Origin of the sequence: Actinoplanes sp. CA-142083 (assembly GCF_050942195.1) — a bacterium.
Taxonomy (GTDB): Bacteria; Actinomycetota; Actinomycetes; order Mycobacteriales; family Micromonosporaceae; genus Actinoplanes.
This window is the reverse complement of the sequence record NZ_CP192076.1, coordinates 8,765,644-8,779,528: the sequence shown is the minus strand read 5'-3', so window position 1 is coordinate 8,779,528 and position 13,885 is coordinate 8,765,644. Positions and strand designations below refer to the sequence as shown.

The 13,885-nt window shown below is 69.4% G+C and carries 11 protein-coding genes; 6 read left to right on the top strand and 5 right to left on the bottom strand.

Annotation, left to right across the window (positions count from 1 at the left end):
- Both ACQPZX_RS40175 and ACQPZX_RS40170 read right to left on the bottom strand, forming a co-directional pair.
- On the bottom strand, positions 1-1,359 hold the full coding sequence (locus ACQPZX_RS40175; RefSeq protein ID WP_433367726.1) for a glycoside hydrolase family 43 protein: 1,359 nt from the start codon (positions 1,357-1,359) through the stop codon (positions 1-3).
- A gap of 26 nt (positions 1,360-1,385) precedes the next feature.
- Positions 1,386-2,945 carry a diguanylate cyclase domain-containing protein gene (locus tag ACQPZX_RS40170; protein ID WP_433367724.1) on the bottom strand — a complete coding sequence of 520 codons (1,560 nt, stop codon included), beginning with the start codon at positions 2,943-2,945 and terminating at the stop codon, positions 1,386-1,388.
- A gap of 113 nt (positions 2,946-3,058) precedes the next feature.
- On the opposite strand from ACQPZX_RS40170, the gene ACQPZX_RS40165 reads away from it, so the two are divergent.
- The 5 genes from ACQPZX_RS40165 to ACQPZX_RS40145 all read left to right on the top strand — a co-directional run bounded on the left by ACQPZX_RS40165 (position 3,059) and on the right by ACQPZX_RS40145 (position 8,996).
- Positions 3,059-3,589 carry an RNA polymerase sigma factor gene (locus ACQPZX_RS40165; protein WP_433367721.1) on the top strand — a complete coding sequence of 177 codons (531 nt, stop codon included), beginning with the start codon at positions 3,059-3,061 and terminating at the stop codon, positions 3,587-3,589.
- Positions 3,586-4,650 (top strand): CU044_5270 family protein, encoded by a 1,065-nt coding sequence (locus ACQPZX_RS40160; RefSeq protein ID WP_433367720.1) that lies wholly within the window; start codon positions 3,586-3,588, stop codon positions 4,648-4,650. Before ACQPZX_RS40165 ends, ACQPZX_RS40160 begins: the two co-directional genes overlap by 4 nt.
- A 31-nt stretch (positions 4,651-4,681) precedes the next feature.
- Complete coding sequence (locus ACQPZX_RS40155) at positions 4,682-6,049, top strand: carbohydrate-binding module family 20 domain-containing protein (protein WP_433367717.1); 1,368 nt, start codon at positions 4,682-4,684, stop codon at positions 6,047-6,049.
- A 108-nt stretch (positions 6,050-6,157) separates the two neighbouring features.
- Positions 6,158-7,213, top strand: coding sequence for a LacI family DNA-binding transcriptional regulator (locus tag ACQPZX_RS40150; protein ID WP_433367715.1), 1,056 nt, complete (start codon positions 6,158-6,160; stop codon positions 7,211-7,213).
- A 190-nt stretch (positions 7,214-7,403) separates the two neighbouring features.
- A complete protein-coding gene (locus ACQPZX_RS40145; RefSeq protein ID WP_433366032.1) occupies positions 7,404-8,996 on the top strand; it encodes a transposase in 1,593 nt (530 codons plus the stop codon).
- 527 nt (positions 8,997-9,523) lie between these two features.
- Here the strand turns inward: ACQPZX_RS40145 and ACQPZX_RS40140 are convergent.
- A complete protein-coding gene (locus tag ACQPZX_RS40140; RefSeq protein ID WP_433367712.1) occupies positions 9,524-10,627 on the bottom strand; it encodes an alpha/beta fold hydrolase in 1,104 nt (367 codons plus the stop codon).
- Positions 10,628-11,132: 505 nt separating this feature from the next.
- Between ACQPZX_RS40140 and ACQPZX_RS40135 the strand changes: the two genes are divergently transcribed.
- Positions 11,133-11,684: a hypothetical protein gene (locus ACQPZX_RS40135; protein ID WP_378968311.1), complete on the top strand. Its 552-nt coding sequence runs from the start codon at positions 11,133-11,135 to the stop codon at positions 11,682-11,684.
- Positions 11,685-11,690: 6 nt separating this feature from the next.
- Here ACQPZX_RS40135 and ACQPZX_RS40130 read toward each other — a convergent pair whose 3' ends face one another.
- Complete coding sequence (locus ACQPZX_RS40130) at positions 11,691-12,302, bottom strand: GNAT family N-acetyltransferase (RefSeq protein WP_433367708.1); 612 nt, start codon at positions 12,300-12,302, stop codon at positions 11,691-11,693.
- A gap of 9 nt (positions 12,303-12,311) precedes the next feature.
- The gene (locus ACQPZX_RS40125) at positions 12,312-13,853 is read right to left on the bottom strand and encodes an APC family permease (protein WP_433367705.1); all 1,542 of its coding nucleotides are present in this window, start codon (positions 13,851-13,853) and stop codon (positions 12,312-12,314) included.
- Positions 13,854-13,885 lie beyond the last annotated feature (32 nt).

The following is a 13,885-nucleotide window of genomic DNA, read 5'->3' as shown; positions in this document are numbered from 1 at the left end:
TCAGTACCCCACCCGGAACGTGGCGTCCTGCCGCTCGGTGCTGGTGCTGATCGGGTCGATCCGCAGCACGTAGTTCGAATGCCGCAGGTACCGGTCGGGATAGTTGTACGACCGGAACGACGTCCACGAGCTGTCCGCCAGGCCGGCCGTCTTGTAGAACGTCGCGTCCTGGGCGAACTGGCTGGTGCCGTCGTTGGTGGCGAGCACCATCGCGTAGTTCGAGTGCCGCAGGTACATGCCGGGGTAGTTCACCGACTGGAACGACACCCCGGCGCCGTCGGCGAGCCCGCCCACGAGCTTCCACTGCTGGTCCTGCCACTGGTCGAACGGGTATGCGTCGATCCGCCCGACGTTGTTGTAGTGCCGGATGTAGCGCCCGGGATAGTTGTACGACTTGACCCGGTTCCACGTCGGCGAGCCCCACTTGGCGATCAGATTGTTCAGCTCGGTCGCCGTGATCGGGGTGATGCCGGGGTGCTTGGAGTTGAGCGGCTGGGTGTACGCCCGGTCGTTGAGCGCCGTCCACGATCCGCTTGACAGCGCGCTCGTCGACCACGCGAAGAACCGCCCGTTGGGGTTGTACGTGTCGCCCCACAGCGAGTACCCGGTGCCGGAGAGCGCCGGCACCAGCTCGGGCGCCTCGACCCCGCGACCGGGCGTGATCCCGGTCAGATAGGTCGTGAAGCTGCCGGGGTTCAGCGACGACGACCGTGCCGCGTTCAGCGTGCTGTTGCCCTTGAAGTAGAGGTAGTTGACGCCGTTGTACGAGGCGAGGTCACCGTCGATCACGTCGTACCCGGGGTCGAAGAAGACCGTCGGCCCGGTCGCCGTGGTGAAGTTGGTCGTGTAGTCGACCATGATCACGTTGTGGCCGCCGCTGACCGCCGAGTAGATGATCGCGTACTGGCCGCGGGACGCGTCCCAGAACGCCTCGGGCGCCCACGAGTGGGTGGCCAGCGAGTGCAGCTTGAGCCGGCGGTAGTTGCTGAACGTCCGCAGGTCGGTGGAGTCCCAGACGTGGATGTACTGGCTGTTCTGGGTCCAGTCGGTGCCGTTGAGGTCGGTGGCCAGGACCTCGAAGGTGCCGTCCTGTTTGCGCAGGATGAACGGGTCGCGCAGGCCGAGCGTGCCGGCCGTCGGGGTGGCGACCGGGTTGTTCTGGTTGAGCGGCGTCCAGTTCAGGCCGTCGGTGCTGACCGCGAGGTGCAGCCCGTAGTTGGCGGCGGACATGTTGGGGGACTCGGTGAAGTAGGCCATGGCGTAGCCGGCGTAGGTGGCAGCGGCCGCGGGGGAGGCAGCGCCGAACACGAAGGCCAGCACGGCGACGAGGGCGACGCCGCCGAGCTTCTTGAAAGACATGATGTGAACGTTAACAGTCACGTCTGTCAATTAATAGACGCGACGGTCTCCATCCCCGCGTCGTACCGCTTCCACGTTCCCTTGCCGGCCGACTTGGCCGCGTACATGGCCACGTCCGCCCGCCGGACCAGCGCGCCCGCGCCCTCGCCGGGCTCGGCGCTCGCGGCCCCGATGCTCGCGTTGGCCCGCACCTCGACGCCGGAGATCTTCACCGGGGCGAACAGCGAGCCGAGGATCCGGCGCGCGGTCTCCTCGGCCTCCGGCCCGGCGCAGTCGTGCAGCAGCACCGCGAACTCGTCGCCGCCCAGCCGGGCCGCGACGTCGCCGGCCCGCAGCGCGGCGCGCATCTTCGTGGCCACCGCGATCAGCAGCTCGTCGCCGGCGGCGTGGCCGAGCGTGTCGTTGACCGCCTTGAACCCGTCCAGGTCGACCAGCAGCACCGACACCCCGGCCGGCTCCTCGAGCGCCCGGCCCAGCTCCTCGTGGAACCGGGTGCGGTTGGCGAGCCCGGTCAGCCCGTCGGTCTCGGCCTGGCGCCGCAGCTCGGCCATCGTCGCGTCGAGCTGGTCGATCAGCGACGTGTTGTCGTGGAAGGCGACCAGCTGCCGGCCGGCCACGAGCACACAGATCACCGCAAGCCCCACCACGACGCCCCACATCTGGGCGCTCACCCCGTGCGGCATCACCGCGATCAAGGCGATAAAGGCGACGATCATTGATCCGTACGGGAGAAGGCTGTATGGCTTGCGGCGACGCTCGCCGAACGGCTCGGGGTCGAAGCGGGCGATCAGCTCCTGGATGCGTGGCCCGAGCGCGATCAGCAGCGAGGGCATGAACCGCACCAGGTAGACCGACGCGTCCAGGTGGCCGACCGCGGGCGGCGCCACGAACAGGCCGATCATGGTGAAGCCGGCCGAGACCGTCATCGGGATCGCCGCGGACCGGCGCATCGGCGCGTTCCCGCTCAGGATCATCTTCACGGCGGCGAAGCTGGAGGTCAGCGCGACCGCGCCGAGCCCGAGCGTGGCCAGCATGTCGGTGCGGGTGTACTCGCCGGGCTTCACCGCGAAGCCCCAGGCGATCACCGCGCCGCCGACCAGCACGGTCGCCGAGTCGAGCCAGAACGCCAGCCGCTCCCGCCCGGTTCGGCCCGGGTGCGGATGCGCCAGCATCGCCACCACGATCGCCACGAGGCCCACGGTGAAGAAGGCCGACTGCACGATGCCGCCGGTCGTCGACCAGGTGCCGGGCGGGCTCACGAAGGCCAGCACGGTCTGCAGCGTGTCGCCGCACAGGAAGCCGGTGACCGCGGTCGCGAGCACCAGCCAGAATCGCCGGGTGGCGCCGGTCGCGAGCCGGAAGACCCGCCAGGACGAGTACGCGAGCAGGCCGTCCAGCGGGAGCTGGAAGAACCAGAAGGTGCGCACCTGCCAGAGTGTGTTCGACGGGGTGTCGGGGGACAGCGCGACGAAGATGACCGCCGCGAGGACGGTCCACGCGACCGCGCCGATCAGGACCGGGTCGCGACGCCACGAGCGGCCCTGCCACTGCCGCCTGCGCCCGGATGCGTCCACGAGCGTTCCCATCGGCCGGTGATCACCCGGCTTGAGCGGGCGTGGGTGTGATCGGCGTAAGAAAATCGCGGCTCCGCGCATTACCTGCTGACGGCGTACCTTCCCGGACGAAGGAGCAGGAGCCCGTGACCGAACCCGAACCGGAACGCCGGTTCATCGCGATCTACGACGAACACCGGCCACAGGTGTACGCGTACGCGGTGAGCCGGGCCGGCCGCCAGCTCGCGGACGACATCGTCGGCGACACGTTCCTCGTGGCGTGGCGTCGCCTGGACGCGGTGCCGCCGGCGCCGCTGCCGTGGCTGCTCGGTGTCGCCCGCAACGTGATCCGCGAGCGCTATCGCGACGAGGCCCGCCAGGCGAGCCTCGCCGCCGAGCTACGGGCCTGGGTGACCGAGGCCGCGGACGACCCGGCCGACGGGGTCGCCGAGCGGGTTGCGGTGCTCGCCGCGCTCGGCGGCCTCGCCGAGGGCGACCGCGAGCTGATCACGCTGGTGGCCTGGCAGGGGCTGACCCCTCGGCAGGCCGCTCAGGTGGTGGGTTGCACGGTGGCCACCTACTTCGTCCGGCTGCATCGGGCCCGCAAGAGACTGCGGCACGCCCTGGACGCCCGTCTTGTCGAGATCACCCTTCCCAGCCAGGAGCGCACCCGATGAACGACGACCTCATGCAGCTGGTGGCCGACAGCCGCCCGGCCCGGCTCGACCCCGGCCGCAACCCCGGCCCGGCCGAGATCATGGCCCACCCGAGGCGGACCCCGGCGACGGCCCGGCGTCGCCGCCGTCTCGTCCTGGCCGGGGCGACGCCGGCCGTCGCGCTCGCCATCGCCGGCGCGGTGATCGTCGGGACCGGCGTGGCACAGCCGGACAACCCGGCCGCGAAGCCTCCGGCCACGACCGGCACGAAGGGCTCAAAAGCGGCAGAGGCCCCGACGACCGCTCGCGAGGTCCTCCTGGTCGCGGCGGCACAAACCAGCCACGCCCCGACAACCGGTCGGTATTGGCGTACCCAGGTAGAGAGCGGCGAACGCACCGAAGTCGGCCCGGCGGCACACCCGTACGCGATCATGCGCCGAAGCGCCCAGGACCGTTGGCTGCCCACCGGCCCGGCCACGACGGAGGTCCTCGCCGTCCGATCGCTCGGCGCCAAGCCGGCCGGCGACGCCGACGAGGCGGCCTGGAAGGCCGACGGCTCCCCGAGGCAGTGGACCCAGAAGGGTCCCGACGGCCTGCCCGACGTGGTGATCTCGATGGCGCCCGGCGAGCGGTTCGTCAAGAGGGTGCCGGCCGAGGTCGGCCTGCTGCTCGGCGGGACCGCGGTCACCCCGAAGCAGCTGGCGGCGCTGCCGGCCGATCCGGGCGCGCTGCGGGCCTGGCTTCTCGACCGCTTCGCGCACGACGGCGGCCAGGAGCCCACCGACTACCGGCTGTTCATGAGTGGCCGGGCGCTGGTCGCCGACCTGCCGGTGAGTCCGGCGGTGCGGGCGGCGGCCTTCCGGATGCTCGCCGGCGTGAACGGGGTGCGGCTGCTCGGCCCGGTCACCGATCAGCACGGCCGGTCCGGGACAGCGGTCGCCTACGTGCGCGGCGCGAACCAGAGTCGGCTGATCGTGGACGGCGGCCGCGTGCTCGCCGAGGAGTCGTGGCACGCCGGAACGCTGATGAGCTACAGCCTGGTCGCCGAGGCCGGGTTCACCGACGACAACCCGCCTTCGTAACCCTTCCTTTCGTCCCCTTAGGAAGTCCCCCATGAAACGAAGCCTGCGTGCGATCGGCGCCGCGGTCGTGCTGGCGGCGAGTGGCCTGGTCACGTTCTCCGTGCAGTCGATGTCCGCGAACGCGGCGGTCACCCTCAACAACTCCGACGTGACCGCCAACCTGTGGGAGTGGAACTGGAACTCGATCGCCACCGCCTGCACCCAGCAGCTGGGCCCGGCGGGGTACGGCGCGGTCCAGGTCGCCCCGCCGGCCGAGTCGGTCAGCCTCGCCACCAGTGACGGCGGCGCCCACCCCTGGTGGGAGGTCTACCAGCCGGTCTCGTACAAGCTGACCAGCCGCTTCGGGACCAGGGCGCAGTTCTCCTCGATGGTCACCGCGTGCCACAACGCCGGCGTCCGGGTCTATGTGGACGCCGTGGTCAACCACATGGCGGGCTACCTCAACGACCTGATCGGGCTGGGGGTCGACGGCTTCCGGGTGGACGCGGCCAAGCACGTGGCCAAGGCCGACTTCGCGTCGATCCTGGGGCAGCTCAGCAGCAAGCCCTACATCGCGCAGGAGATCTTCACGGGGGCGTTGAACAGCGAGCTGCAGCCGGCGCCCTTCGTCTACGACGGCTTCACCTTCTCCACCTCGAACACCGGGCAGTCGCCGCCGGCCGACCCGAACGGCTTCGTCAGCGACACGAGCTGCACCAACGGCGCCTGGCAGTGCATCACGCAGTCGGTCGGCGTGAAGGGGATGGTCGGCTGGCACAATGCGACCGCAGCCGTCACCACGGTCTCCGACTTCACCGCCACGGCCGCGAACATCATCGGGTTCCACCGCGGCTCGCTCGGCTGGATCGGCATCGACGGATCGGGCAGCGCCTCCACGGCCACCTACAGCACCGGCCTGGCCGACGGCGCCTACTGCGACGTGATCACCGGTGGGGCCACGGCCTCGGGCTGTGCCGGCACCCCGGTCAGCGTCTCGGGCGGCGTCGCCTCGGTGACGATCCCGGCCAACAGCGCGGTGGCCATCCACGTCAACGCCAGGTCTGGTGGCGGCACCTCCAAGACCGCACCTACTACTACACCTACTACTTCTCCGACCACGTCTCCTATTACTGTGGCGGCCACCTTCAACGAGTACGCCACGACGGCGTACGGGACGAACGTCTACGTGGTCGGCAACGTCGCGGCCCTCGGCAGCTGGAACACCGCCAACGCCGTGGCCCTCTCCGCCACCGGCTACCCGATCTGGTCCGGCACCGTGAGCCTGCCGGCCAGCACCGCCGTCGAGTACAAGTACATAAAGAAGGACTCGGCCGGCGCCGTCACCTGGGAGTCCGGGAGCAACCGGACATACACCACCGGCACGTCGTCCGCGTACACGATCAGCGACACCTGGAAGTAGGTCTGTGACCAGCCGGTCGTGGCGTCTCTCGCTTTTCTCTCGCCACGACCGGCGTGGCCTGCGGCTCAGCCGAGCGCATCAGAATTCGTGAAGCGTTATTGTGACCGCATGCGTGCACGTCTCTCGGATATCGCCCGTCAGGCGGGCGTCAGCGAGGCGACGGTTTCGCGCGTCCTCAACGACCGCCCCGGCGTCTCGGCCGACACCCGCCAGGCCGTCCTCACCGCGTTGGACGTCCTCGGGTACGAGCGACCCGAGCGTCTCCACAAGCGCAGCGCCGGTCTGGTCGGCCTGATCGTCCCCGAGCTGGAAAACCCGATCTTCCCGGCGTTCGCCCAGATCATCGAGTCGGCCCTCGCCCAGACCGGTTACACCCCGGTGCTGTGCACCCAGACCCCCGGCGGCGTCACCGAGGACGAGTACCTCGAGATGCTCCTCGACCGTCAGGTGAGCGGCATCGTCTTCGTGGCCGGCCTGCACGCCGACACCACCGCCGACCACGAGCGCTACCAGCGGCTGATCGACCGCCCGATGCCGATCGTCTTCGTCAACGGCTTCGCCGAGGGCATCTCGGCGCCGTTCATCTCGTGCGACGACAAGCAGGCCGCCGAGTCGGCGGTCGCCCATCTCGCGGCGCTCGGCCACGAGCGCATCGGGTTCGTCTCCGGGCCCGAGCGGTTCCGGGCCGTGCAGCGCAAGCTCGAGGGCTATCACAACGCGATGCGCCGCAACGTCCCCGGCTACGACCGGCACGCGCCGGACGAGCTGGTCGCCCTCACCCTCTTCGGCGTCGAGGGCGGCGAGGTCGCGGCCGGCCAGCTGCTCGACCGCGAGGTCACCGCGCTGGTCTGCGGCTCCGACCTGATGGCGCTGGGCGCGATCCGCGCCGCCCACCGCCGGGGTCTGATGGTCCCGCGCGACCTTTCCGTGGTCGGCTTCGACGACTCGCCACTGATCGCCTTCACCGACCCGCCCCTGACCACCTTGCGCCAGCCGGTCGCCGCCATGGGCAACGCCGCCGTGCGAGCCCTGGTCGACGAGATCAACGGCCACGCGGCCCCACGCTCGGAGTACGTCTTCCCCGCCGAGCTGGTGGTCCGAGGCTCCACCGCCGCGGCCCCCACGCGCCGCCTGACGAGGCCCTCCCACATCCCCGCCGCCTGACCAAGCCTTCCCACATCCCCGCCGCCTGACCCACCCGCCCGCTCATCGCCGCGCCCGCCGCCGTCGGCCGCCGCCCGCGCTCACGTCCGCGCAGATCTTGATGAGTTGGCGCGCGCAGGAGCCTGTTGCTTTTTGGCTTCGGGTGGTGGCGGGTCTGGCCTGATTGATCCATGCCTGTCACCATTTACTGGTGGCGAAACGGTATCGGCCGGTGGATCGTGATCAGGTGTTTCTGTTGCCGCCGTCGATGATGGATTGGCTGCCCGCGGATCATCTGGTGTGGTTCGTCATCGACGCGGTCGGCGAGTTGGACACGGCCGCGTTCCACGCCCGGGCCCGGCTCGGCGGGGTCGGCCGGCGTGGCTATGACCCGGAGATGCTGCTCACTCTGCTGGTGTATGCGATGGCGCACGGGGTGCGTTCGTCGCGGCAGATCGAGCGGTTGTGTCACACCGATGTCGCGTTCCGGGTCATCTGCGCGTCCGATGTGCCGGACCACACGGTCCTCGCCCGGTTCCGGCAAGACCACGAGACGGCGCTGGCTGACCTGCTGACCGCGACGCTGCTACTGGCCGCCCGCCTGGGCATGGTCCGGCTCGGGGTGGTCGCGTTCGACGGCACGAAGATCGCCGGGAACGCGGCCCGTGACGCCAACCGCAGCGAGCAGGGCTTGCGGCGCCTGGCCGAGCAGTATCTGGCCGACACCGCGGCGACCGACGCGGCCGAGGACACCGAGTTCGGCGGGGACGAGCGGGGTGATGAGCTGCCGCCGAGGCTGCGGGACCGGTCCGGGCGGGCTGCCCGGATCCGGCAGGCCCTGGCCGAGGCCGAGAAAGCGGGCGCGGCCGAGCGGGCCCGCCGGGACGCCGCCGAGCAGGCCGGCGCCGACTACGAACGCAACCTCGCCGACCCGGACCTGAGCGTGTTCGGGCCGCCGCCGAAGACCGCGGACCCGGTCGCCGCGGCCCGGGCCCGCTGGCAGCGTGAACGCGCCCGGATCCAGCGCCGCGCCGACGCCTGGCACGAACGGGCCGCACGGACCCGCGCCGCCGGGAACCAGCCCCACGGACGCCCGCCACTGCCCGCCGACCAGCACTGCCGGGTCAAAACCGCGAAAGCCGCCTACGACGCAGCAGCCGTCGACGCCGGGACCGGCGCCGCTGAGGACCCCACCACAACCGACACGCCAGGGCCACGGGTGAACCTGACCGACCCCGACTCCCGGCTACTGAAAACCCGTAACGGCTGGCTGCAGGGCTACAACTGCCAAACCGCCGTCAGCGAAGACCAGTTCTTCCTGCACGCCCAAGCCACCCAGGACGCCAACGACGTCCAGCAATTCGAACCCACCCGCACCGCCATCACCGACCTCGCCGCGCACCTGACCGCACACACCGGCCGCACCGACCTGACCATCGGCGTCATGATCGGCGACGCCGGCTACGACAGCATCAACAACCTCACCTGCCACGGCCCCGACCGGCTCATCGCCGGCACCACCAGCCGCCAACTCGGCGACCACGCCACCACCAACCCGGCCACCGGCCAGCCACCCGAACACGCCACCATCCGGCAAGCCATGAACCACCGGCTACGCACCACCGCAGGCCGCAACCTCTACAAACGCCGATCCCCACTCGTCGAAGCACCCAACAGCTGGCTCAAAGACCGCCGCGGACTCCGCCAATTCCTGCGCCGCGGCCTCACCGCCACCAACAGCGAACTCCGCTTCGCCGCCGCCGTCACCAACCTCCTACGCATCCACACCCTCACCACCGAATAACCCCAAACCCCCGGGGGCCTCCAGCCACCACCCAGGCCCAGCCCCGGGCCCGGACGTCCCGCACCGACAGCCAGCCAGCGAAAAAGCAACAGGCTCGCAGCTCGCCGGAAATCATCAGGCTGCGGTTGGTGCCGCCGGGCGGCGTCGCGATCTTGATGAGTTGGGGCGCGCAGCTCGCCGGAAATCATCAGGCTGCGGTTGGTGCCACCGGCCGGGCTCGCGATCTTGGTGAGTTGGGGCGCGCAGCTCGCCGGAAATCATCAGGCTGCGGTTGGTGCCGCCGGGCGGCCTCGCGATCTTGATGAGTTGGCGTGCGAGGCTCGCGCGAAGTCATCAGGCTGCGGTTGGTGTCGGCGCGTGGGCGGGAAGTCACCGGCTTCGGGGATGAGCGACGCCCGGTGGGGGAAGTCCGGACGTCGCCCGATCGCGGGCAGCGTGGAGCGGGTGGTGCTGGGTGAGAGGTGCCCGATGGGTCGTGCCGGAGGACGGACGGCACGAGGAGTGGCGGGGCGGCGCCACTTGGAACCTCAGGCGAAGCGGGCGGCCAACCAGGTTGCCACCGCGCCGGCCGAGAGGGTTACCGCTGAATCGTGAGTTCCGCCCGGCACCTCCGTGTAGGTGACCGGCGGGGTGTAGGCGTCGAGCTGCGGGAACAGGATGTCGCGGGTCAGCTCGACCGGAATCGTGGTGTCGGCGTCGCCCTGCACCAGCAGGACAGGCGCGGTCGTGGTGGTCTGGCCGGGCTCGTCGTACGAGGTCAGCTTGGTGACCACCGCGGCGGGAAGCGCGCCGCCGACCAGCAGTTGGCTCGCGGTCAGGGACTGGTAGGAGGCGAGGATCTCGTTGAGGCAGCCGCTGGTCAGGACGGCCTGCTTGGTCTTGGCCTGAGCGGCCAGCACCGAGTTGGGGTTGAAGGTGGGGTCCACGGCGTTGAGGCCGTAGAGACCCATGACCAGGTAACCCTGGATGGGCGTCCCGGGGATCATCTGGGCCAGCAGCGGGATGGCCGATACCGGCGCGATGCTCGAGGTGCCCTTGAGGACCAGGTTGCCGTCGTAACCGCCGGCGATCTGGTTGGCGAACAGCGCCGCGGCGCCGCCCTGGGAGTGGCCGTCCAGGACGTACTGGGTGGAGAGGGCCGCGTCGAGGTTGCGGGCGGCCTTGACGGCGTCGATGGTCGCGCGTGCCTCACTGACGCCCACCAGGTAGGGGTGGGACTGGGCGGTGCCGAGCCCGGGGTAGTCGGGAGCGGCGACGGTGAAGCCCTTGTAGAGCAGGGCCGCGATCGCGTCGCGGGCCTCGGGCCAGAAGACCGCCTGGCTGCTCGAGGGCGCGCACTTGTCGGCGAGGCCGGTCGTGCCGTGCGCCCAGCCCGCGACCCGGTTCTGCTTGCCGGTCTTGGGTGTCATGATCAGGGCGGTGGCGGTGATCAGCGCGCCGTTGACGTCGGTGGAGACGTACTGGATGCGCTTGCCGGTGGCGAGCCCGGTGAGCTCGGACGGCAGGGTTGCCGTGGCCGAGGTGAGGACCATGCCGGGCAGCGAGATGGCACTGGCCGAGCCGACCGGCGCGACCAGGAAGCCGCAGGCTGCCAGCACGGCGACGAGTAGTAAGCGAGGGCCTGTTTTCATGCGTACTCCATTCGGTGGTGCGAGCCGGCCAAAGCGTATGGCGATAACCACGGCCGGTTGAAGTACGCAGATGCGTAGTCCTTCTGGGACTGAACTCGGAGTCCAGTTCACGAAGGGGGACCGAAAAGGGGCGGCTTTAATGACCCGATAAACGGGGCACTTTCAAGATCCGGTCCACCGTGGAGTCCGATTCGGACAGGGGTCCGCACCCACCGCTAGCAGGACCGGGCCGTCCCCGGTAGATTCCTCGGGGTGGCGCGACACGCGACGCCGCCGACCACCATTGGCGGCCGGCGGCGGTGTGATCTTGAAGGCGGGGAATGCGCCCGCGGCGAGCAACTTGCACAGATAACGGGCAAGGAAGCCGTCTCGCCGATATTGGCACACTCTTTTTGGCGAACACGCATTGTGTTTGAGCCGTCACTGTTCGTACTCTGTGGTCACCGGATCATTGATCAGTGTGAGTGCGAGCAAGCGGGATTGCCGTCCCGTGGGGGAGCAGAGCATGCTTATCAAAGTTGTCGACCAGATCATCGATGAAGATCTGCACAGCGCTGCATGGCAGCTCTACCAGGATTGCTTCGAGGAGCTGAACACCCTCGCGGTCCAGCGGCACATGATGTACAAGGCCGAGTTCGACGAGGTCATGAGTGACACCCGCGTCGACAAGTACCTCGCCCTCACCGACGAAGGCACCCTGTGCGGGATCACGACGTACACCAACGACCTCGAAGCCGTTCCGTTGATCTCGCCGCAGTACTTCCAGCGCCACTGGCCCGAGCACTACGCGGCCAAGAAAATCTGGTACATCGGGTTCATTGCCGTGAGTCCCGAGTTCCAGGGTCGCGAGGCGTTCGCCCAGATGGTCGAGCAGATGTACCTCGTCGCATCGATCCAGAACGGTCTGGTCGGCCTGGACATCTGCTCCTACAACGACGATGTCCGTCACATGGCCCGGGTCTTCCGGCTCATGATCAGCCGGAACTCGGACAGCATGCGCTTCAACCGGATCGACCAGCAGTCGTACTGGTTGTACGAGTTCCCCTCCGCAGCCTAGAAAGCCTCACTCCATAGGCGGCCTCCACATACACCACAGTGGTGGCCCGTCGGGTAGCTCGATCACGGACCGGACCTGGTATCCGTGACGAAGGTAGAGGTCACGGTTGCGAGGGTCGTTCGCCTCCAGGTACGCCGGGAGGCCCGCCGCGTCGAGGCGGCGGTGATGCCGGCGCAGGAGGGTGCTTCCCAGGCCACGTCCCTGCTGATCGGGACGTACGGCCAGGTAGGCGAGGTAGTGGTGGTCGCCGGCCGGATGCTCAGCGTCGAGCGCCGCGTCCAGCTCGCACACGCGGTCGTACGCGTCGCCGGCGATCTCTTTGATCCGGTGCTCGTAGTCGAGGAGCGCCGGCAGCTCGGTCGTCATTGGTAACCAGAGGGCGGCACCGGTCAGGCGGCCGGTGCCGCCCTCCGCCGTGGTGTAGACGTCACCGCAGCGGAGGATGTGCTCGACGAAGATCGCGAAGTAGTCGGTGCTGCCGCGATGCCGGGCGACGGTGTCGGGCTGGAGCCAGGTGGCTACCAGCCCGTCCCGCATGGCCAGATCGACGACCTCGGTGATCGCGCCGGCGGAGACCGGCGCGAGATCCCGGATGACCAGATCCTTGACCTTGTACATCGGGGCCCTCTAGTAGGGATAGCCGCTTCGGGCCGCGCCGACCGGATCTGCGGCGTGCAGCGGCCGGGGGAATCCGGCGTCGGCCAGGATGCTCGTCTTGTGCTCGGTGCCGCGGCCGATCTGCGCGTAGACCTCGGGTCGCGCGGCCCGCATGATCCACGCCCAGCAGAAGCCGACGAAGGCCGTGCCGAGATAGAGCACCGGGATCAGCCACTGGAAGATCGAGTCGCCGTCGACCTGGAGCAGCTCGCCGAAGCCGATCACCGTGGCGGTGAGAACCACGGAGAGAAGGAGGAAGGAGAGGAACGGCGCCAGGTAGGCCCGCCACACGTTCTCCCGGCGGCGGCCACGGGCGAAGAAGCCGATGACCGCGGCCGACGTGGCCCACATGAGGATCAGCACGCCGAGGCCGCCGATCGTGCTCATCCAGGCGAACAGGTAGACCAGCGGGTCGGCGCCGGCCACCGCGTACATGCTCAGCACGACGATCGCGATGATGCTCTGGGTGATCGAGCCGGCCAGCGGCGCGCCGGTACGCGGGTGGGTGCGTCCGAACAGCGACGGCAGCACGCCCTCGCGGCCGAGCGCGAACTGATAGCGGGAGACGGCGGCCTGGAACGCGAGCAGCGCGGCGAACACGCTGGTCAGGAACAGCAGGTAGCCGAGGTTGACCAGGGCCGACGGCAGGTGCGCGCCGACCAGGAAGAAGACCAGGTCGGTCTGGTGCTCGGCCGCGGTCGCGGCGATGTTCTCCGGGCCCGTGTTCACGGCCATGGCCCAGGCGGAGAGGCTGCAGAGCAGCGCGGCGAGCAGAACGGCCCAGTGGGTGGCGCGGGCGATCGTGCGCTTCGGGTCTTTCGCCTCCTCGGAGAGGACGACGGTGGCCTCGAAGCCGACGAAGCCGGCGATCGCGATCACGAGCAGCGAGCCGACGACCGGGGTGAGAAGCGGCGCCGGGCTGAAGGAGGTAAAGGTGACTTCGCCACCGGCGGGGTGGCTGATCATGGTGAGGTCGTAGATGAGCACGATGCTGATCTCGGCGACCAGCAGCACGGCGAGAACCTTGCCGCTGAGGTCGACCCAGAGCACGCCGAGCACCGTGACGATGAGCCAGGCGGCGATGGCGCACACCCACCACGGGGTGATCACGCCGAACGCGGCGAGAATGCCGGACGCCGCCGAGCCGAACAGTCCGAACAGCCCGATCTGCATCGCCGAGTACGCGGGGAGGGCGACGAACGCCGCGCCCACGCCGACGACTCTGCCGAGCCCGTGACTGATGTAGGAGTAGAAAGCCCCCGAGTTGACGATGTGCCGGCTCATGGCCACGAAACCGACGGTGAACAGGGAAAGGATCCCGGCTACCGCCACGTACGCGATCGGGACCGCGGTGCTCCCGATGATCGCGTACGTGGCCGAGATCGCCCCGATGATCACTGTCAGCGGCGCGGCGCCTGCCACACCGAAGAACACCACGGACGGGACGCCGAGCCTGTTCTTGGCCAGCGCCCGTGCCACGATGTCCGGCTCGACGGGGTCCTTCTGCGTCATCAACATCCTCCCGGCCCATTGGTCGAAGTTGT